The organism is Croceibacterium xixiisoli (genome assembly GCF_009827305.1).
Classification (GTDB): domain Bacteria; phylum Pseudomonadota; class Alphaproteobacteria; order Sphingomonadales; family Sphingomonadaceae; genus Croceibacterium_C; species Croceibacterium_C xixiisoli.
This window is the reverse complement of the sequence record NZ_WTYJ01000001.1, coordinates 860,833-880,511: the sequence shown is the minus strand read 5'-3', so window position 1 is coordinate 880,511 and position 19,679 is coordinate 860,833. Positions and strand designations below refer to the sequence as shown.

Sequence of the window (19,679 nt, the reverse complement as noted above, 5' to 3'; positions counted from 1 at the left end):
AAGGCCGGCCCCGCCGTTTGGCGGGGCCGGTGTTGCCTTATGATTTGAGCCGCGCCTGCCCGGCCTTGCCGTCAGGCGTCAGGAACGGGGCGAGCGCACCCCAGCCCAGCAACTGCCCCTCTGCGCAGGGGGTGGCGACATGCGGCACCACCGGGGTGAAGACCATGCCCCGGGTTTCCAGCGCGATATCCCAATAATCGGCGTTCTCCACAAACTCTCGACACTCTTCCTCCCCCTGCCACTGCGCCATCACCGCAGCGCGCAAGGGTCGGGGCAGCGTGGCCGCACCATCGTGTGGCCTGTCACCACCAATCCAGCCGGCGAGGTTGATTTCCTCGCCACTCTGCCGGTCGAAGCTCTTGTGCTCGCTCCACATGCTCGGGTGGGCGCCGCCGCAATCGGCGCTGGTGGAAATGGCGATGGTCAGGAAGTTGTCATTCGCCAGGATCGGTTCCACCGTGCGGGCATAATCGCCATCCGTGCCGGACGGCTGCAACGCGCCCGACAGGCACTGGACGTAATCATCGCTCGATTTGCCACTGGGGAGATAGGCCGCCAGCGCGCTCAGGATCGCGCGATCGCCCGGCCGGCTTGGCGCATAGGTGAAGCCTGCCAGATCGGCCGAGGTGTAATGGGCCGGCGGCTGATAGACCCGTTCGGTATAGGCCCAATTGCCCAGGCGCTTGGGCGCATCGGCGAAACGCGGGGCGACCATGCGGGCGGACAGGAACGCATCGGACGAACAGGGCCCGCTCCATTCCGCCGCCGTCCAGGCCACCGCCTGCAGATCGATCGGCAATTGCTTGCTGCCCTGGCGCCATGTGCCGCGCAGATGCCGATCGGTAATTTCGGCGATCTGCCAGGTCGCATCGCTGTCCTTGTAATTGACCCGCTCGGTCCATTGCCCGGATTGCTCGCCCGCGTTCAGCCCGATCGGGCGCAGTTGCGAGGTGTAATAATAGGCGCCGCGACCATCGCTGCCTTCCCCGTCGAAACAGACCCGCACCGGCAGATTGCCGATCTTGCCCTGCCATACCTTGCCCGTTTGATCCTGCGCTGCAGCCGGACCCGCCGCGGCGGGTTCAGCCGCCGCCGAACTGGCCAGTGCAGGTTTGGCCGATGCCGAGCTCGCCGCAGTGGGACTGGCCTCATCCGAACCCGCCATGCCGAAGCCCAGCACACCCGAACCGGCCACGCCCACCGCCAGCAGCGCCACCGCGCCCAGCCCGATGACAGCCCCCCGCCTCATGCGACGAGCCGATCAATGCTGTGGGCCAGCACGCGATCGCGTTCGGACAGGCCGCCGGCATCATGGGTGGTCAGATTGATATCCACCCGATTGTAGACATTGGACCATTCGGGATGATGATTCTGCTGTTCAGCCAGCAGCGCCACCCGGGTGATGAAGGCAAAGGCCTGCGAAAAATCGGTGAAGCGGAACTGGCGGTGGATCGAGGCCCCGTCGGCTCCCAGTCGCCAGCGGGGAAGATCGGCAAGCAGATTGTCGCGCGCAGCATCCGTCAGCCGTTCTATCTCCATTGCCCTCATCTCCTTTACTTGTGACATGCTATTCCATCGCCTAACGCGTGACACCATGGATCGGTGCCAGATTTCCGCGACGGATATTGCCTGCCGCCGTGGGGAGAGGCTGCTGTTCCGGCGGCTGTCGCTGGCGCTTGAATCCGGCATGGCGCTGCAGATCTCCGGCCACAACGGCTTGGGCAAATCCAGCCTGCTGCGCATTCTGGCCGGGCTGTTGCCGCCGTTCCATGGCTCTGTTACCCGCCAGGGCGCCATTGGCCTGCTCGATGAACACCCCGCGCTGGATGAAAACCTGCCGCTGGCCAAGGCGCTGGATTTCTGGCGCGCCATTGATGGCGGAGATGCAGAGATCACGCCGATGCCGGGGGTGGAGGCGCTGATGGATATTCCGCTGCGCTTCCTGTCCACCGGCCAGCGCAAGCGGGCGGCGCTGACGCGGCTGTTCGGCCAGCGGGCGCCGATCTGGCTGCTCGACGAACCGCTCAACGGGCTGGACACGGCGGCGATTGCCGCCTGCGTGGCGGTGGTGGAAGATCATTGCCGCGCTGGCGGGATCGCCATCATCGCCTCTCACCAGCCCTTTCCCGTGGCCGATCTGCAAGTGCTGCCGCTGGCGGATTTCGCGCCGTGAGCGCGCTGTTGACCATTCTGCGCCGCGATCTGGCGATGCTGCTGCCCGGCGGGCGACGCGGTGGGACATTGCTGCCGCTGCTGTTCTTCCTGTCGGTGGCGATGCTGTTTCCCTTTGCCGTGGGGCCTGATGCCGCGCTGCTGGCGCGCACCGGTGGCGGGATCATCTGGGTGGCGGCGCTGCTGGCGGCGATCCTGCCACTCGACCGGCTGATCGCGCCCGATCTGGATCAGGGTTTCTTCGACCAATGGGCGCTGCGCGGCATTTCGGAAGAGGCGGTGGTGTTCATGCGGGTGATCGCGCACTGGATCAGCTTCGGGCCGCCGCTGATGATCGCCGCCCTGCCCGCCGCCGCCCTGCTGGGGCTGGACGGGGCGAGCCTGCGGATCGTGGAGCTGGGCCTGCTGGCCGGCACGCCGGGGCTGGCGGCCATCGGCGTGATGATCGCGGCCCTGACCGTTGGCCTGCGGTCCGGCGCGGCGCTGGCCGGGCTGCTGATGATTCCGCTGGCGGTGCCGCTGCTGATCTTCGGCGCCGGGGCGCTGGCGACCGGTGGCGGCAGCGGCATTGCCCTGACCGGGGCAATCAGCCTGATTTTGGTGGCGATGGCGCCCTTTGCCGGCGGGGCCGCGATCCGCGCCACGCGCGGGGGTTAGCCCCGAACTTGCTGGCAAGCCCTGGTTACTGACGAGCCCTTATTACTGTCGAGCGGGCATATCTTCGAACAGGGCGGCGGCCAGCCGGGTCGAAATGGCCTGTTCGGTCCAGTGGCTGTCCCCCTCCCGAGTCATCACGGTGGCGCGCCCTTCCCACAGGATTGCGTCGGTGGCCTTGTCGCGCAGCCGCGCCTCCAACCGGGTGGAAAGCAACGCCTTGCGCGCGGCGGTGAAATCCAGATTGACCGCCATCGACGCCATCGATCCGCGATTGGACACGCCCACGGCCATTTCGCCGCTGACGGGATTGCGCTTTTCTTCTTCCGGGCTGACCACATCGCGGATCACGCGGATTTCGGCGATCTGCCCGCCTGACGGATAGGCGTCGAGCGTGTCGTAACCGGCCTTCACCAGCTGATCGATCACGGCCGCCTCATAGGTGGATTGATCGCGCGATTGCGTGGTGTCGCCGGCCAGCGTGCGGACGACAACTGCGCCCTGCCCCAGCTGCGCGCGGGCGTTCTCAGCCTCGAAATGTTCGACCTGGACCTGGCCTTCGCGATCATCCCGGCCGGAAGACCCGCGCATGGAAGGGCGATCCCACGATCCCGCACGGCCCCAGCCACTATCCCCACGGCCGGCCCAGGGGTCGCCGCGCCAGGAAGCTGCAGCCGGTATCGGCAGGGTCAGGCTGCAGAGCAGCAGGGCGGAGAGGAAGGTTGAGCCGGATTTCATGAGAGTATCCCCTCTGGCTTTGCAGCAATGACCATGGGCTGAACGGCAAAGAGCTGAACGGCGAACCTGCTTTCGCTTACCCCATCAGCCCAGCTCGCCGGTAAAGCACCAGCTGCGTGACATATGGGTGCGCACCAGCTGGCACCCGCAATGGCGGCAGCAGGCGCTTCAGATCGGCATTGTGGGCATCGGGATAGCTGCCCTTGGGATTGTGCAACCCGCGCGCGCAGCGCCGCTTGGCCTGCGCCTTGCAGCTCATGTCCGGCCCGCGAACCGCCGGGGATGTCATCGGGTTATTGTCTGTCTGCATGGCGATAACTCCTTGGAGCCATCGGCCTAGCAGCCAGACAATGCTGCCGGATTTCAGCATATTGCGGGAATGTATCAGGCGATGTCACGCCCGATGACCATTCCCGCCGCTGTCTCAGTAAGGGGGCTTGTCCATGTCCTTCGCGCTCTTGGTGAAGATTTCGCAGCCGTCTTCGGTGATGCCGATCGAATGTTCGAACTGGGCGGACAGGCTCTTGTCGCGGGTGACCGCCGTCCAGCCGTCGCTGAGCACCTTCACATCGGCCTTGCCCAGATTGATCATCGGCTCGATGGTCAGGAACATGCCGGGGCGCAGTTCCGGCCCGGTGCCGGCGCGCGCCGCATGCACCACTTCGGGCGCATCGTGGAACAGCTGCCCCAGCCCATGGCCGCAGAAATCGCGCACCACGCCATAGCGGAACTGCTGCGCATGTTCCTGGATCGCGGCGCCGATATCACCCAGCCGGCCGCCGGGGCGCGCCTTGTCGATGCCGATCATCAGGCATTCATAGGTTACGTCGACCAGCCGCCGCGCCTTGAGCGGCACATCGCCGACCAGATACATCCGGCTGGTGTCGCCATGCCAGCCATCCAGCAGCGGGGTGACGTCGATATTGATGATATCGCCATCCTTGAGCGTCTTGGATGACGGGATGCCGTGGCACACCACATGGTTGATCGAGATGCAGCAGCTGTGGGTATAGCCGCGATAGCCGAGCGTGGCGGGCACCGCGCCGCCATCCAGCATCATTTCGCGAACCCGGCGGTCGAGCTCCTCGGTCGAAACGCCCGGCACCACATGGGGGGCGATCTCGTCCAGAATGTCCGCCGCCAGCCGGCCGGCGCGGCGCATGCCTTCAAACCCGTGCGGACCGTGCAGCTTGATCGTTCCGTCGCGATAGACGGAGGTTTCCGCCGTCACCTGCTGATATTCTGTCATCCCGCCCATGTAGCGAGCATGCGGTTCAATTGCGAGCCGCGAAAAATCCCTGATACTCCGGTTTCACGGTCGCCAGCACCGCCGCGTCGACCGGCAGATCCACCTCATAGGCGCCTTCGACATAGGGGCCGGCGACATAAGGCCCGGCATAGAAGGTCAGCCGGTTGAAGACCTTGCGGTTGGACGAACCGACCAGCACCACCAGCTCATCGATGCCCGGGCATTTGTCGAATTCATCGGTCGAATCCGCTGCGATGGGTTCGCCGCGCTTTTTCTCCCGCTGCTTGTTCAGCTGGTCGCAGAACCGGTCATGCACCGCCTTTTCCAGATCGGCGGGGGATGTGAACAGATCGATCCCGCTCATCGCGGTCTTGTCCACCTTGTTCCACAGCAGCGCATCGACGCCATACATGCCGTGTGCACCGCCGCTGTAGGTCGCCACCTGCGACGACAGGCTGAGCCAGCCGGGCAGCTCGGTCACCACCTTCCAATCCGCCGAATAGGAATGCTTGTTGTAGGGGAAACCATCCTGCCGCGCCGATGCGCGGGCGGCGGTCGATTCCCGCACCAGCTGTTCCTTGGTGTGATCCATCCGCTGATCCAGCAGCGCGGCCAGTTCGGGCTGCTTGCCGGCCGCTTCGGGCCAGGCATATTCGAACAGATAGAGTTCGGTTTCTTCCGCCACATGCTGCGCCCCGGTCGGGGATGGGGCGGCAATGGGGCTCTCGCTGACGGTCGGCGTGGGCGTGGGCGTGGCGGTGCCCGAATCGGCATCGCCGCCGCTTCCCAGCAGCTCGCATCCCGTCAGCGACGCCACCGCTGCAAGAACCGTAACCATACGCCGCATTGCTGATTGCCTTCCCAAATGCATGTCCTTGGCGCTAGCGTCGAAATCATGAGCGCGAAAGTCGATTTGATCCAAGCGGACCGCGGGCAGGATGCCATCGTCGTCCACATCGTCAACCAGGAAGCCCTGCCCGGCCTCACTGCCGGCCTCGGCACGGCACAGCGGGCCGCGCTGGCGGCGCAGAAATTTACCGGGGCCGCCGGCCAGATGGCGATCGTGCCGCATGGCGACGGCTGGTTCGCGGTGGGCGGCGTTGCCGATCCCGCCCAGCTGACCAGCTGGTGCATGGCCGCCCTGGCCGACCGGTTGCCCGCCGGAACCTATCGCTGCATCGGCGGCGAACCGGGCGCGGCGCTGCATGGCTGGCAGACGGCGCAATATCGCTTCACCCGCTATCATGAAGAAAATAACCCGGAAGGGCCGCGCATCCTGCTGACCGGCGATGTGAAGGCGATCGCCCCCGCCCTGGCCGAAGCCCGCGCCAGCGCACTGGTGGCCGATCTGGTCAATACCCCGGCAGAAGACATGGGCCCCGCCGCGCTGGAGGCTGAGGCCGCCAGGCTGGCCAAGGCGCATGGGGCGAAGCTGTCGGTCACCACCGGCGATGTGCTGGAACGCGAATATCCGATGGTCCATGCCGTCGGCCGGGCGGCCGCCCGCCAGCATGCCCCGCGCCTGCTGCATCTGAGCTGGGGCAAGGACAAAGCCCCGGTGGTGGCGATCGTGGGCAAGGGGGTCAGTTTCGACACCGGCGGGCTCGACATCAAGCCTTCGTCCGGCATGCTGCTGATGAAAAAGGACATGGGCGGCGCAGCGCATGCCCTGGCTTTGGCCGCTCTGGTGATGGAATCGGGCATGAATCTGCGGCTGCATTGCATCATTCCGGCCGTGGAGAATGCCATTTCCGGCAATGCGTTCCGTCCGGGCGATGTGTTGAAATCGCGCAAGGGGCTGACCGTGGAAATCGGCAATACCGATGCCGAAGGACGGCTGATCCTGGGCGATGCGCTGACCCGCGCGAGCGAGGAAAATCCCGAACTGATCATCGATTTCGCCACGCTGACCGGTGCCGCGCGGGTTGCCCTGGGGCCCGATATTCCCGCCCTCTTTGCCCGCAACAGCGTAACGGCGGTGGAACTGCAGGATGCCGGCAAGGCACATGACGATGAATGCTGGCACCTGCCGCTGCCAGAAGTCTATCGCGAATATCTGAAATCCGACATTGCCGACATGAACAACGCCCCATCCAACGGCTTTGCCGGGGCGAGCGTGGCGGCGCTGTTCCTCGACAAATTCGTCGGCGACGGGATCGACTGGGCGCATTTCGACACCTTCGCCTGGCGCCCGGCCGGCAAGCCGGGCCGGCCCAAGGGCGGCGCGGCGCTGGGGCTGCGCGCCGCCTGGCACATGCTGCGCGCGCGTTACGGGGTGGAGAAGAAGACAAAAACCCCCTCTGCAGGCGGCTGATCTTGCAGCATGGGGCGCGCGCGTATAATCGCGCGGCAGATTATCCTTCCCGGTGGCGCGCAAGCCCGCCACCGGCGTGACAGAAAGTACCGCCATTTCCACCCAAGGTCCCTTTGCGCTTTCCGGCCCCGTCGATCGGCCCGAACCCGGCAGCCTCCCGCTGCGCGGCGATCTTGCGCATATCGGCCTCGCCGGCCGTTACTTCGTACCCCATTATGCCGTGCCGCAGCCGCGCAGCGTGATGCCGGGCGGCGCGCCGCTGATGTCTTCGCCCGATGAACGCGGGGTTGAACAATGCACGCTGATGGAAGGCGATAGCTTCGAAGTGCTGGATATCAGCGGCGGCTGGGCCTGGGGTTGCCTGTCGCTGACGGGCCCGGTCGGATATGTCCGGGTCGACCGGCTCGAAACGCTGGCCGCCTGATGACCCGGACCGTCTTCATCGATGGCGCGGTGGGCACCACCGGGCTCGAAATCGCCGAACGGCTGGCCGGGCGGAACGAATTCTCGCTGATCGTGCTGGATGATGCACGTCGCAAGGATCGCGATGCGCGCGCCGAAGCGCTGAACAGTGCCGATTTCGCCATTCTGTGCCTGCCCGACGAAGCCGCCCGCGAAGCCGTGGCGCTGATCGAACCGGGCTCCGCCACCCGCGTGATCGATGCCTCCACCGCGCATCGCGTGGCGCCGGGCTGGGTCTATGGCTTTCCCGAAGTCAGCGGCACGCAGGCCGTGGCCGAAGCGGCACGGATTTCCAATCCCGGCTGCTATTCGACCGGCTTCATCGCCCTGATCGCGCCGCTGGTGCAGGCCGGGCTGATCCCCGCCGACTGGCCGCTGACTTGCAATGCCGTGTCCGGATATTCGGGCGGCGGCAAGGCGCTGATCGAACGGTTCGAAGCCGATGAAGACATCGCCTGGCGCGGCTATGCGCTGCAGCTGGGCCACAAACATGTGCCTGAAATGCAGCAGCGCTGTGGCCTGGTGCATCCGCCGCTGTTCACCCCGGCGGTAATCCCGGCGCATCGCGGCATGGTGGTGGAAATCCCGCTGCCGCTCGGCGCGATGCCGGGTGCCGCCAATGCCGACGCCCTGCGCGCTTGCCTGACCGATTTCTACGCCGGTAGCCCGGTGGTGTTCATGGGTGAAGATCCCGGTGCCGAATTGCTGCTGCGCCGTTCGCGCGCGGCTTCGGACCGGCTGGAACTGTTCGTGTTCGCCGATGACAGCGGCACCCAGGTGCGGCTGATTGCGCTGCTCGACAATCTGGGCAAGGGCGCCAGCGGCGCCGCCGTGCAATCGCTAAACCTGATGGCCGGGCTGGACCAGACGGCCGGCCTGCATCTCTGACACCTGCTCAAAAAACAGGCAGTCCTGCCTGTTTTTTGAGCAACACTTTGCTTTTTCGGTCATCATTTCAACGGATCACCGATCAGCAACGCCAGCGAAGCGTTGCGAATACGCTCTTTCGCCGGGCGGCGTGATTGTCTAATTCCGTGACGCGCGCCTTGGCACGATTCTTGTAATTGGGTTGAGGGATTTGTGGATTTCCGGCGGATCGCCGCCGGACCAGGGTCAGCAGGGGTCACGTGAAGAAGATCGAAGCCATCATCAAGCCGTTCAAGCTGGACGAGGTGAAGGAAGCTCTGCACGAAGTCGGCGTGTCCGGTATCACCGTGACCGAAGCCAAGGGTTTCGGCCGGCAGAAGGGCCACACCGAACTGTATCGCGGTGCCGAATATGTCGTGGATTTCCTGCCCAAGGTGAAGCTGGAAGTGGTCGTGTCCGATGCCACGGCGGAACAGGTGATCGAAGCGATCGCCGCTGCCGCGCAGACCGGGCGCATCGGCGATGGCAAGATCTTCGTGTCCGAAGTCACCACCGCCATCCGCATCCGCACCGGCGAGCGCGACGACGCCGCCATCTGACCGGAACCTGTCCCGGCCGGCGCCCCGCCGGCAGTCTCAAAACAACAAGCATAATCTCTCTCGCTAGGAAGGAATAAAATGTCCACTGCATCGGATATCGTGAAGCGCATCAAGGACGAGGAAATCGAATGGGTTGACGTTCGTTTCACCGATCCGCGCGGCAAGTGGCACCATCTGTCGATGTGGTCGGGCGCCATTGACGAAGACGCGCTGGAAGAAGGCCTGATGTTCGACGGTTCGTCGATCGAAGGCTGGAAGGCGATCAATGAATCCGACATGATCCTGAAGCCGGATCTGGACGCCGTCTACATCGATCCGTTCTCTGCCACCCCGATGATGATCATCGTGTGCGACATCGTGGAACCGGCTGATGGCTCGCTCTACGGCCGCGATCCGCGTTCGACCGCGAAGCGCGCAGAAGCCTATCTGAAGACGACCGGCATCGGCGACACCATCTATGTCGGCCCGGAACCCGAATTCTTCATGTTCGACGATGTGAAGTTCGCCACCGGTTACGACCGTTCGGGCTTCATCATCAACGACATCGAACTGCCGACCAACACCGGCGTGGACATCGAAGGCGGCAATCTGGGCCACCGTCCGCGCGCCAAGGGCGGTTATTTCCCCGTGGCACCGGTCGACAGCTGCATGGACATCCGTGCCGAAATGGTCACCACCCTGCTGGAAATGGGCCTGCCCATGGACAAGCAGCACCACGAAGTGGCCGCTGCGCAGCACGAACTGGGCATCACCTTCGGCACGCTGGTCGAAACCTCCGACCGCATCCAGGTCTACAAATATGTCGTGCAGCAGGTTGCCGCCGCTTACGGCAAGACCGCAACCTTCATGCCGAAGCCGATCAAGGACGATAACGGTTCGGGCATGCACACCCACATGTCGATCTGGAAGGAAGGCAAGCCGCTCTTCGCCGGTGACGGCTATGCCGGCCTGTCGGAAATGTGCCTGTACTACATCGGCGGCGTCGTGAAGCACGCCAAGGCGATCAACGCCTTCTCCAACCCGACCACCAACAGCTACAAGCGTCTGGTGCCGGGCTTCGAAGCCCCCGTGCTGCTGGCCTATTCGGCCCGCAACCGTTCGGCTTCGTGCCGTATTCCTTACGGCGCAGGCGAAAAGGCCAAGCGCGTGGAATTCCGTTTCCCGGATCCGCTCGCCAACCCCTATCTGTCCAACGCAGCCCTGCTGATGGCCGGCCTCGACGGGATCCAGAACAAGATCCACCCGGGCGACGCCATGGACAAGAACCTGTACGATCTGCCGCCGGCAGAGCTGGCCGAAGTGCCGACCGTTTGCGGTTCGCTGCGTGAAGCGCTGGAATCGCTCCAGGCCGACCACGAGTTCCTGCTGAAGGGCGACGTGTTCACCAAGGACCAGATCGAAGCCTACATCGAACTGAAGTGGGAAGAAGTCTACCGCTGGGAAATGGCCCCCAGCCCGGTCGAATACGACATGTATTACAGCGCCTGATCCTTTCAGGTGCACGTGCGGGAAACCCCGGCAGGAGCAATCCTGCCGGGGTTTTTCTTTGCCTGGCGAAGGTTCAACGGCAGTCCCTGGCTTTCGACGGGCTCAGGCTGAGCGGGGGTGGAGCCCGCTGCATGTGATTGCGGGTTCGGGGCACCGGCCTGATGGGACACACTCCCCCATCCCACACGCCTGAGCCCGTCGAAGGGCAAAGCACCACTTCCGGCACGCGCGCATATCACTGCGGCAGGCCCTTGACGGGCTCCAAGCCCGGCTGACGGAGTGCCAGGAAGACGGGGCACCCGCGCGCCCCTTGCACGCCCCCGGCCGCGCCTGTCAGCGCGACCGGAGCCTTGGCAGATCAGTAATCGTGGCGCACTTCGGCGGCCACGCTGTTGCGGCCGAGCGAGTTGATCGCCCCGAGCAGCGAGAGCCAGCTCGTCACGCGGAATTCCGCTTCCGTGGCCGTGTAGCCCTGCCCGTCAGTGATCAGTTCGACATAGGCCAGGCGTCCGAACCGCTTGCCCAGGGCAACGGCTGTGCCGCGCTGCAGGGCGGCGTCGGGCGGCAGGATGCGCAGGCGATCGAGGCCGATGGCGCTGCGCAGCTTGTTGACCGGCCCCATGCCACCGCCACCGCGCAGGCTGGCCAGTGCGGCGCCGAGCTGGACGGCGTCGGTGGCCGACAGATCGGTGATCGATCCGCCGAACAGCAACTGGGCCAGCAGTTCCTCTTCCGGCAGGGCCGGAACGGAGGAGAAGCTGATTTCCGGCTTCGTCGCCCGTCCGGTGATCGCCACCGCCACGGTCAGTGCATTGAGTTCGGTTTCGGCCAGAATGTCGATCCGCGGATCGATCGCTGCGCCCTCGTCGAAATCGATGACCCCGCGCGTCAGGTCGAACCGGCGCCCGGCGAAGGAATAGAAGCCCTGCCGCGGCACGACCCGTGCTTCCCCGCCGATGCGCGGTGCGGCCGTTGTGCCGCGCAGCCGCACATTGGCGCTCCATTCGCTGTCCAGCCCCATGCCCGTCACCATGATCCCGCCCGGGGCGGTCGCATCGATGAGGAAGCGCCACGGCTGGGTCGTGCTGGTGACCTGCGGCGCGGAATCGAGCGGCAGGTTGATTTCCCGCGTCCGAATGCTGGGCAGTTCCTGCGTTTCAGCCGCCATGCCCATGGTCCAGCGCGCCTCGTTCACATTCAGCCGGCCGGCAATCGTGCCGCCCACGCCGTTGGAAACGATCCGCAGCGGCCCGGTGACGGTGCCGCCCATGGTGGGCAGATCCATGACCTGGGCATTGCGCGTGGCGAGCCGCAGATCGATCTGCGGGCCGCGTTCGGCCGACATCGACGACAGATCGACAAAGCCGCTGCCGCTGACGGCGCCGCCATTGGGCGCCGTGCCGGCAAAGCTGGTCAGCTGCAGGCGGGATCCGGAGAAGGTACCCCGGGCACGCGCATTGCGGATGTCCGATCCGGTCAGCGCGCTCTGCACCCGCAGCGCGTCACCGGCCAGCGAACCGCGCACCGTCGGCTGGCTGATCGAACCGGTGACATCGGCCGCCACCCGGATCGGGCCGGTGATGTCGATCAGTTCGATGGCCGCGAGCCGCCACAGCGCCTCTGCCGGACCGTCATAGCGCAGCTGGGCGAACAAATCGCCGGCGTTGAGACGGTCGAACATGGCGCCACTCACCGGCATATTGGCAATGCGAGCCTGCAGCCGGCCCTTGGTGGTGCCTTCATCCTTCATCATCGCGCGCAGTTGCAGCTGCGTATCGGACAGGCGCCCGACCAGCGCGACATCGATCGGCCGGGATGATGTAACCAGGCCCGACCGGCTGAGCCGGTTGACCATGATCCGCGCATCGCCGACCGGATTGCCGCTTTCTGCCATCTGCACATCAATGATGCCGGATACGGTGCCACCGACGGCCAGATCTTCCGACATGATATCGAGCAGCGAGAGCGGCATGCGCGACAGGCTGACCGTGCCCTGGGTCGGCTGATCGCCGCCATAACGCCCTTCGAGCAGCGCAATCCCGCGACCGAAGCTGAGCTGCGTCTTCTGCAGGGTCCAGCTGCCGTCATCCCCGCGATCGAGCACGGCGCGGCGCGGCATATAGATGCGCCGCCCGGCATAATCGCCGCGTGCCGCCACCGCGATACGGTCGGCAGAGGCGGTGCCGGTGATATCGAGCGCGAAACGACTGCCCCGGCGACCGGCCAGCGATACATCGAAGCTGCCGACCCCGTCGTTCAGCGCCGCCTTGGCCTGCAGCCGGCCCAGGAAGAAGGTGCCATAGCTCAGGCCAGCCGCGCTCATGGTGCCGTTCACCGTGGTGGTGTTCGGTCCGATCAGCCCGGTGGCATCGATATTGGCCTGGCGGATCGAGATCGGGGTTGCACCGGCAAAATTGGCGTCCAGCACATCCAGATCGACGGCGAAGCCCTGCCCTTCGGCGCGGGCATCCAGCCCGATCGTGCCGTTCATGCCGCCGCCGGTCAGCTTCAGCTGACCATCGATACCGGCATCGCCGAGCGTGACGCCGCCGGTGACCTGGGTCTTCCAGATGTTCATCCGCTCGATCGCAATCAGCGTCGGCCCATCGGGCGGAGAAATCAGTTCGAGCAGGCCATCGAACGGCCCAAGCGTCGATTGCCCCTCGGTCTCGATGGCGAAGCCCTGCGCCGTCGGGGAAATCGACACGCGCACATCCTTCAATCCGGCAGCCGGATAGGGACTGGCGAGCACCAGCGTGGCACGCGGGCCATCATCGGCCAGTTCGGCCTCGACCGTGAAGGGACCGTAATCGACATGGCGACCGCTGCCGACCACCGTCGTGCGGCTGCCCTGCATCTGCCCGTCGAGCGTCAGCGACAGCTTGCTGGCGTTCAGCGTGGTGCGGCGGAACAGGATCGGCTGATTGGCGCCCAGCTGCACCCCGCCATTGAAGCGGATGTTGGTGCCCGCGATATTGGTGATTGTGGGATTGGTCACGCGCGGCATGCGGCCGTTGAAATTGGCCTGCAGCGTCCAGGGGACATTGGTGCCCATCTTGAACAGGAACTTGGCCCCGGCATCGACCGAACCGACGTTGGCTATGTCGAAACTGCGCAGTTCCACCGGTCCGCCCACGGCATAGCCGCCCCGGGCGATATCGCCCCGGACATAGAGCTTGCCCCACAGGCCCGGGAAATTGACCGCCAGATCGTCCGAATTCAGCTGATCCCCGCGCAGGGTGATGGTGCCGCGCACCGTGCCCTTGCGCAGACGCGGATCGACCATGGCCACGCCGCTGACGATCCGTTCCGCCGTGATATCCACGGGCAGGACCATGCCATCTTCGGAGAAGGACAGCGTGCCCTTCTGGGTAATATTGGTCAACACCGTGCCGCTGGCATTGGCTTCGCCGACGAAGATTTCATGCGGCACCACAAGTTCGCGGAACGGGCCGTCGAGCACCAGCTTCGCCCGCGCATCGCGCAGCGTCACCGCATCGCCCAGCAGTTCCGGGTTCAGTAGCCGGGTTTCGACCACGAAGTTGCGGAACAGATTGTTGCCCAGATCGATCGTGCCACGCCCATCGGCGTCGATACCGGCGGCGCGCATCGAAATGCCACCCACCAGCACGCTTTTTTCCAGCGTGCCGACAGCCGCGATCGACACCGCTTCGCCCACCGCCGTGGCCGGAATGCCGGAAAGATAGGACCCCGGCCGCGCCTGGCCGACCACGCGATAGACGCCGGCCTTGTTGGTCAGGGTAAAGGCGGCAAGATTGGCATCGCCCTGGGTCACCACCATGGCGCCGTTCCAGGCGGTCCAGGTGCCATCGCCCAGAATGCGGGCGCGCATATCCTCGGTCGCGCCGGTCAGGCTGGCCAGCAAGCCACCGGCCGGGGCGCGGTAATCGAGATCGATGTCGAAGCGGTTGCCGTCGGGTTCCGCGTCCACCAGCGCGGTCAGCACATCGCCGCCGCCCAGATCGCCATTCGCGGTCAGCGCCACCCGGCCATCGCGGATATCCGCCTTGGCGCGCATGCTGACAATGCGGTCTTCGCCCAGCAACGCCTTGTCGATGCGCAGCCCGTCGATGACGAAGCGATCCACGCGGATATCGAAATCGGGCAGCGTCGGGGCGTCGGGATCGCCGGCGATCAGTTCGGGCGCCGCATAGAGCGTGCCGCCATGCAGCACCAGATGCCGGACATCGAGCCCGGTGAAGAGGAATTTCCAGGGCCGCCAGTTCAGCTCAACCTCTGGAATTTCCAGAAACAGTTTCTTCTGCGCGTCGCGCAGCTGCACATCATACAGGGTCGAGCTCCACAGCACCGAACCTTCGATGCGGCCCACCTGGACCGACAGGCCGGAAGCCGGGGCAACCTGGGAAATCTGATCGACGATGAACTGCCGGCCATAGCTGGTGTGCAGCCAGGCGATGACCGCCACAAACAGCAGCAGCAGCGCGGCAACGGCGCCGAACACCCATTTGACCACCCGCACCAGCGGATGGGACTTGCGCCGCGCCGGCGGCTCATCGGTGTCGGCGGCCGGATCTTCCTGCGCCACGATCCCCTGATCGGCCGTATTCTGGCCGGTCGCGATAGGCTGGTCCGGCGCGGCGTCCTGGCCGGGCTGAATACCCTTGTCGTTGGTGTTCTCGGGCGTATCCATCAGAAGGTCTGCCCCAGTGCAACATAGACAGCAAAGCGATCGTCATTCGGCCCGCGATTGAGCGGCACCGCGAAATCGACACGCATCGGGCCAAAGCTGGTGTAGTAACGCACGCCGATCCCCGCGCCGATCTTGATCTCATCGAAGCCGGGCGTCGATCCATTGCCCACGGTGCCGGCATCTACGAAGGGCACCACGCCCAGTGCCCCATCGAACAATCCGGTGCGGATGCGCGCTTCCAGCGACAATTCGGTCAGCGAACGGCCACCGGTGGGATCGCCTTCGCTGTTTTGCGGGCCGATCGCGCGATAGCCATAGCCGCGCACCGATCCACCGCCACCGGCATAAAGGCGGCGGGACGGCGCCACGCCTTCGACCGGAGCACCAGAGATGGTGGCAAAGCGGGCCCGGGCCGCGATCACGACCTTCTCGCCGGCCGGCAGGTAATAGCTGCCGTCGATCTGGCCGCGAATATAGAACCGCTGCACCCCGCCGGTGGTGGAGATTTCCGGAGAGATCCGCCCGCCCAGGCGGAAGCCGCTGGTCGGATCGAGCAAATCGTTGGAGGTGTCGACCAGCACGGAAGCCGGCAGGGCACCGATGAAATAGGTGTTTCTTTCGCCAAGCGTGCCATCGGCCAGACGCGGCGCTTCGCCCGTCGCCACCAGTTCGACGCCCGCCGACCAGCTGAGCGGTTTCTGGAAAAGCAATGTGCTGCGTCGCTCGTAATTGGCCACGAAAGACACGGTCTGCGCGTCATAGGCATCGTAATCGATGGTGCTGACGAAGGCTTCCGCCGTCAGATTGCGATCGCGCCCGCCCAGATTGCCGCGCCGGAACACCGCGCCGAGCAGCTGTTCGCGCGTACCGACAATGCCGCGCACGCGCAGCGCGCCTTCGGGCGGGAACAGATTGCGGTGTTCCCAGCTGGCCTGCGCCTTGAAACCTTCGCCCGTGCCATAGCCCAGACCGCCGGTGATGGTTCGCAGCTTGGCCTCTGTCATGTTCACATTGACATCGACCGTGCCCGGTTCGCCATTGGCCGGCGGCGTTGCCTCCACCGTCGACATTTCGACGCTGCCGACGATGCCGGTGGCCAGGATCGCCTGACGCAGATCCTCTTCCAGGCTCAGCTTGTAAGTATCGCCCGGTTCGAACCGGGCCATGTTGGAAATATGGTTGCTGGAAAGGAAATCTTCCCGATTGCTGATCACCCGGCCAAAACGGTATTTGCCGCCTGGCGTGACCGGCAGGGTCAGATCGCCCTCTTCACGCTGGTGATCGATCAGCAGGTCCGGCTCGCCGATTTCGGCAAAGGGATATCCGCTTTCGCTGAGCGCGGTGCCCAGCTCGATCTGTTCGTCCTCGATTTTGTCGGCCAGCAGCGGATCGCCGGTCTCGATCCCGAAACCATCGCGCAGCGGGCCGTAATCGGCCCCGGTCGTCGGCAACTGGCCCAGATCGATGGCGCCGAAACGATATTGTTTGCCGGGCAGGATTTCGAAGCGGACTTCCCGTTCGCCACGGGTCTGCGGATCCCCTTCCTGCGCATCGGGTCCGGCACGGCCGACCGACCGGAACACCTGCGCATCGTAATAGCCATAGACGCGCAGCATGCGTTCGAGCAGCGCCTCATCCTCACGCGACTGGGCCGCAAGGCGCCCCACGCTGCCTTCGGCATTGAGCTGTTCGATGGTGGACAGGGCGCGGAAGCGGGACAGGAATTCGTCGCGCTGGGGGAACAGGGTGGTGTCGGTCGGGAACACCAGCACCAGTTCTTCCGAAATGCGCTCTTCCGAACCGATTTCGACCTGCGGCTGGGCGCTGTCGAAATCGACGAACTGGATATCGGTTTCCGGTTCCAGCGGGGTGATTTCAGGGAGTTCCAGATTGTCCGGCCAGGCAATGTCCATTTCCGGCAGCTCTGCCAGCGGGGAATCGGCATCGACTTCAGGCGGCGCATCTTCCTGATTCGCCACATCGGCGGGCACGCCCTGATTTGCCCAGCTTTCCGGATCGGCAACCGCCGAATCCGGGATCAGATCGCGCAATTCCTGCGTTGCCGCATTCTGCGCCGCCACCGGCGCCGCGATCATCGCCACCGATCCTGCCAGGCAGGCGGCCAGGCGCCGCCTGCGGCGCTGCGGATCAGGCGAGATCGAGCTGCTTTCGCCGCCCGGCAATCCCATCCTTGCGCGCCCCATCGACAGCGGGGACATTTTCACGAGCAGCGGTGCTGACGGCAGCGACGAGATTGGCCTGTTCCCCTTCCGTGAAACGGCGCCAGCCGTCCGGACCAAGCCGCTCAAGCGGCCGATAGCGAATTTTGTACTGCATCCGCTGGGACCCGTCGACCCAGTAACCCAGATAGACATAGGGGAGACCAGCCTGTGCAGTGCGCCCGATGTGATCGAGAATGATGTAATTGCCAAGCCCGCTGCGCGCCTCATGCTCCGGGTCGTAGAAGCTGTATATCATCGACAACCCGTCCCCCTGCCGATCCGTCAGGCACGCACCGACCAGCCGGCCGGGCATCCCATCCACAGAAGGTTCCCTGTATTCGACCATAAAGCTTGAGACGGCGGTATGTTCCACCATGTCGGCATAATCAATCTCATCCATGGCGGCCATACCGCCACCAGGATGTCGATGTTGCAGGTAACGCTGCAACAGCTCAAACTGTTCCGAGGTCGCCCAGGGGCGGCATTCGCTGACCACCAGATCGCGGTTGGATTTGATCGTGCGCTTCTGCGCCGAAGAGGGGGCGAACTCATCCGCGACCACGCGGACGGAGACACAGGCGCGGCAATCCAGGCAGCTGGGGCGATAGGCCACGGTCTGGCTGCGGCGGAAACCGATGCGACCCAGCGCATCGTTCAGCGCTTCGGCATGTTCGCCTTTCAGCTCTGTAAAAACCTTCCTTTCGGTCTTGCCCGGCAGATAGGGGCAAGGGGCCGGGCTGGTCACGAAAAAGCGGGGAAAACGAACTGGAGCCGTCACGGCGCTGGCGGTCCTACTCAATCAGGCGTTGATCCAAAGGGCGACGCCGACCTTGTTGGTACTTTGCGCCGTCTTCTGAAACAATGTTAACCATATTTCCGTGACATGGGAGCGTAAAATTGCGTTTCCGGGCGGGGCGGCCGGGCAGACCGCCCCGATCCGGGTCAGTTCAATTCCACCTGGCTAACGGAATAGCCCTTGGCCCGCAGCGCCGCGACCAGCGCTTCGAGTTGTGCGCGATCACGCGCTTCGCATTCGATATCGGTCACCAGCCCCTTGGCCGGCAGATCGGTGAAGATGCGCTGGTGATAGATCTCCAGGATGTTGACCTGATGCGCGTCGAACACATGCATCACCTTGAACAGGGCGCCCGGCCGATCCTGCAGCGTGATGCGCAACCGCGCCAGCCGGCCCGATCGCGCCAGATCACGCAGCAGCACATTGGCCAGCAGGCGGGTGTCGACATTGCCCCCGGTCAGCACCAGCCCGACCTTGCGCCCGGCAAACCGGTCACGATTGGCCAGCACGGCGGCGAGGCCGGCCGCGCCAGCGCCTTCCACCACGGTCTTTTCGATCTGCAGCAGCAGGGCGACGGCCTCTTCCAGCCCGCTTTCTTCCACCAGCACAATATCATCCACCACATTGCGGACGATCCTGCGGGTCATGAAGCCCGGTTCCTTCACGGCGATGCCTTCGGCCAGCGTATCCCCGCCGCAGGGCAGTTCCTCACCCTTGGTGGCGCCATACATCGACGGATAAAGCCGCGCCTGGACCCCGATCACTTCGATCGGCGGATTGTGCTGCTTGGCGACGGTGGCCATGCCGGATATCAGTCCACCACCGCCGATCGGCACGACCAGCGTATCGATCTGCGGCGCGTCTTCCAGCATTTCGAGCGCGACGGTGCCCTGCCCGGCGGCAACCGCCGGATCATCGAAGGGATGGACGAAGGTCAGGCCGAGCTGCTTTTCCATGCTCTGGGCATAGGCGAAGGCTTCGTCGAAGGTTTCCCCCTCCAGCACCACATTGCCGCCGACGCGTTCGGTCTGCTGCACCTTCACCATCGGGGTGGTGCGCGGCATGACGATGGTAACCGGCACGCCCAGCCGTGTGCCGTGATAGGAAAGCCCCTGCGCATGATTGCCGGCAGAGGCGGCGATCACGCCGCGTTCACGCTTGTCCTTGTCCATCAGCAACAGGGCATTGAGCGCGCCGCGTTCCTTGTAGGCGGCGGTAAACTGCAGGTTTTCGAACTTCAGATAGATCTCGGCGCCGGTAATGGCCGACAGGGTGCGGCTGTGCATGGTCGGCGTGCGGACCACTGCGCCCGCAATCCGTTCTGCAGCAGCGCGGATTTCGGCGAGGGTCAGGTTCTGTTCTGGCTGTTCGATCGTTGTCATAGCGCGCGCGCCGTACCGGAATTTGTCGCGCTATGGAAATGATCTGACGGGCAATCATTGCTTT

Annotated in this window: 17 protein-coding genes; 7 read left to right on the top strand and 10 right to left on the bottom strand. The window is 64.8% G+C overall.

Annotation, left to right across the window (positions count from 1 at the left end; genetic code table 11):
• Nucleotides 1-37 precede the first annotated feature (37 nt).
• Entirely contained in the window at nucleotides 38-1,249 is a 1,212-nt protein-coding gene (locus GRI97_RS04165; RefSeq protein ID WP_161389842.1) for a hypothetical protein, read from the bottom strand.
• Nucleotides 1,246-1,539: a 4a-hydroxytetrahydrobiopterin dehydratase gene (locus tag GRI97_RS04160; protein WP_161389841.1), complete on the bottom strand. Its 294-nt coding sequence runs from the start codon at nucleotides 1,537-1,539 to the stop codon at nucleotides 1,246-1,248. Before GRI97_RS04160 ends, GRI97_RS04165 begins: the two co-directional genes overlap by 4 nt.
• A 25-nt stretch (nucleotides 1,540-1,564) precedes the next feature.
• Here GRI97_RS04160 and ccmA point away from each other — a divergent pair, with 25 nt between their 5' ends.
• Both ccmA and ccmB read left to right on the top strand, forming a co-directional pair.
• Nucleotides 1,565-2,173 (top strand): heme ABC exporter ATP-binding protein CcmA, encoded by a 609-nt coding sequence (gene ccmA, locus GRI97_RS04155; RefSeq protein WP_235917599.1) that lies wholly within the window; start codon nucleotides 1,565-1,567, stop codon nucleotides 2,171-2,173.
• A complete protein-coding gene (gene ccmB / locus GRI97_RS04150) occupies nucleotides 2,170-2,829 on the top strand; it encodes a heme exporter protein CcmB (protein ID WP_161389840.1) in 660 nt (219 codons plus the stop codon). Before ccmA ends, ccmB begins: the two co-directional genes overlap by 4 nt.
• 42 nt (nucleotides 2,830-2,871) lie before the next feature.
• Here ccmB and GRI97_RS04145 read toward each other — a convergent pair whose 3' ends face one another.
• From GRI97_RS04145 to GRI97_RS04130, 4 genes are all read right to left on the bottom strand, one after another.
• Nucleotides 2,872-3,564, bottom strand: coding sequence for a hypothetical protein (locus GRI97_RS04145; protein ID WP_161389839.1), 693 nt, complete (start codon nucleotides 3,562-3,564; stop codon nucleotides 2,872-2,874).
• Between the two features lie 76 nt (nucleotides 3,565-3,640).
• Nucleotides 3,641-3,874, bottom strand: a complete 234-nt coding sequence (locus GRI97_RS04140; RefSeq protein WP_161389838.1) for a hypothetical protein — start codon at nucleotides 3,872-3,874, stop codon at nucleotides 3,641-3,643.
• 114 nt (nucleotides 3,875-3,988) lie between these two features.
• Nucleotides 3,989-4,813: a type I methionyl aminopeptidase gene (gene map / locus GRI97_RS04135; protein WP_161390807.1), complete on the bottom strand. Its 825-nt coding sequence runs from the start codon at nucleotides 4,811-4,813 to the stop codon at nucleotides 3,989-3,991.
• Between the two features lie 25 nt (nucleotides 4,814-4,838).
• Entirely contained in the window at nucleotides 4,839-5,660 is an 822-nt protein-coding gene (locus GRI97_RS04130) for a DUF4163 domain-containing protein (protein ID WP_161389837.1), read from the bottom strand.
• A gap of 48 nt (nucleotides 5,661-5,708) precedes the next feature.
• On the opposite strand from GRI97_RS04130, the gene GRI97_RS04125 reads away from it, so the two are divergent.
• The 5 genes from GRI97_RS04125 (at nucleotide 5,709) to glnA (ending at nucleotide 10,543) form a co-directional block, all read left to right on the top strand.
• A complete protein-coding gene (locus GRI97_RS04125) occupies nucleotides 5,709-7,127 on the top strand; it encodes a leucyl aminopeptidase family protein (protein ID WP_161389836.1) in 1,419 nt (472 codons plus the stop codon).
• Nucleotides 7,128-7,203: 76 nt separating this feature from the next.
• Nucleotides 7,204-7,551, top strand: a complete 348-nt coding sequence (locus GRI97_RS04120) for a hypothetical protein (protein ID WP_161389835.1) — start codon at nucleotides 7,204-7,206, stop codon at nucleotides 7,549-7,551.
• Nucleotides 7,551-8,477, top strand: a complete 927-nt coding sequence (gene argC / locus GRI97_RS04115) for an N-acetyl-gamma-glutamyl-phosphate reductase (RefSeq protein ID WP_161389834.1) — start codon at nucleotides 7,551-7,553, stop codon at nucleotides 8,475-8,477. Before GRI97_RS04120 ends, argC begins: the two co-directional genes overlap by 1 nt.
• A 239-nt stretch (nucleotides 8,478-8,716) precedes the next feature.
• On the top strand, nucleotides 8,717-9,055 hold the full coding sequence (locus GRI97_RS04110) for a P-II family nitrogen regulator (protein WP_161389833.1): 339 nt from the start codon (nucleotides 8,717-8,719) through the stop codon (nucleotides 9,053-9,055).
• 78 nt (nucleotides 9,056-9,133) lie between these two features.
• Entirely contained in the window at nucleotides 9,134-10,543 is a 1,410-nt protein-coding gene (gene glnA / locus GRI97_RS04105) for a type I glutamate--ammonia ligase (protein WP_161389832.1), read from the top strand.
• 358 nt (nucleotides 10,544-10,901) lie between these two features.
• On the opposite strand, the gene GRI97_RS04100 is transcribed toward glnA, so the two are convergent.
• The 4 genes from GRI97_RS04100 to GRI97_RS04085 all read right to left on the bottom strand — a co-directional run bounded on the left by GRI97_RS04100 (nucleotide 10,902) and on the right by GRI97_RS04085 (nucleotide 19,615).
• A complete protein-coding gene (locus GRI97_RS04100) occupies nucleotides 10,902-15,215 on the bottom strand; it encodes a translocation/assembly module TamB domain-containing protein (RefSeq protein ID WP_161389831.1) in 4,314 nt (1,437 codons plus the stop codon).
• Nucleotides 15,215-17,311 (bottom strand): autotransporter assembly complex protein TamA, encoded by a 2,097-nt coding sequence (locus GRI97_RS04095; RefSeq protein WP_161389830.1) that lies wholly within the window; start codon nucleotides 17,309-17,311, stop codon nucleotides 15,215-15,217. Before GRI97_RS04095 ends, GRI97_RS04100 begins: the two co-directional genes overlap by 1 nt.
• Before the next feature lie 52 nt (nucleotides 17,312-17,363).
• The gene (locus GRI97_RS04090; RefSeq protein ID WP_161389829.1) at nucleotides 17,364-18,215 is read right to left on the bottom strand and encodes an arginyltransferase; all 852 of its coding nucleotides are present in this window, start codon (nucleotides 18,213-18,215) and stop codon (nucleotides 17,364-17,366) included.
• A gap of 164 nt (nucleotides 18,216-18,379) precedes the next feature.
• Nucleotides 18,380-19,615, bottom strand: coding sequence for a threonine ammonia-lyase (locus tag GRI97_RS04085; RefSeq protein ID WP_161389828.1), 1,236 nt, complete (start codon nucleotides 19,613-19,615; stop codon nucleotides 18,380-18,382).
• Nucleotides 19,616-19,679 lie beyond the last annotated feature (64 nt).

Bases quoted from the DNA above. Each gene is read 5' to 3' on its own strand.
- argC (WP_161389834.1), top strand. From the start codon at position 7,551: ATGACCCGGACCGTCTTCATCGATGGCGCGGTGGGCACCACCGGGCTC.
- GRI97_RS04130 (WP_161389837.1), bottom strand. From the start codon at position 5,660: ATGCGGCGTATGGTTACGGTTCTTGCAGCGGTGGCGTCGCTGACGGGA.
- GRI97_RS04140 (WP_161389838.1), bottom strand. From the start codon at position 3,874: ATGCAGACAGACAATAACCCGATGACATCCCCGGCGGTTCGCGGGCCG.
- glnA (WP_161389832.1), top strand. From the start codon at position 9,134: ATGTCCACTGCATCGGATATCGTGAAGCGCATCAAGGACGAGGAAATC.
- GRI97_RS04160 (WP_161389841.1), bottom strand. From the start codon at position 1,539: ATGGAGATAGAACGGCTGACGGATGCTGCGCGCGACAATCTGCTTGCC.
- ccmA (WP_235917599.1), top strand. From the start codon at position 1,565: ATGCTATTCCATCGCCTAACGCGTGACACCATGGATCGGTGCCAGATT.
- GRI97_RS04145 (WP_161389839.1), bottom strand. From the start codon at position 3,564: ATGAAATCCGGCTCAACCTTCCTCTCCGCCCTGCTGCTCTGCAGCCTG.
- GRI97_RS04085 (WP_161389828.1), bottom strand. From the start codon at position 19,615: ATGACAACGATCGAACAGCCAGAACAGAACCTGACCCTCGCCGAAATC.
- GRI97_RS04095 (WP_161389830.1), bottom strand. From the start codon at position 17,311: ATGATCGCGGCGCCGGTGGCGGCGCAGAATGCGGCAACGCAGGAATTG.
- map (WP_161390807.1), bottom strand. From the start codon at position 4,813: ATGACAGAATATCAGCAGGTGACGGCGGAAACCTCCGTCTATCGCGAC.
- GRI97_RS04125 (WP_161389836.1), top strand. From the start codon at position 5,709: ATGAGCGCGAAAGTCGATTTGATCCAAGCGGACCGCGGGCAGGATGCC.
- GRI97_RS04165 (WP_161389842.1), bottom strand. From the start codon at position 1,249: ATGAGGCGGGGGGCTGTCATCGGGCTGGGCGCGGTGGCGCTGCTGGCG.
- GRI97_RS04100 (WP_161389831.1), bottom strand. From the start codon at position 15,215: ATGGATACGCCCGAGAACACCAACGACAAGGGTATTCAGCCCGGCCAG.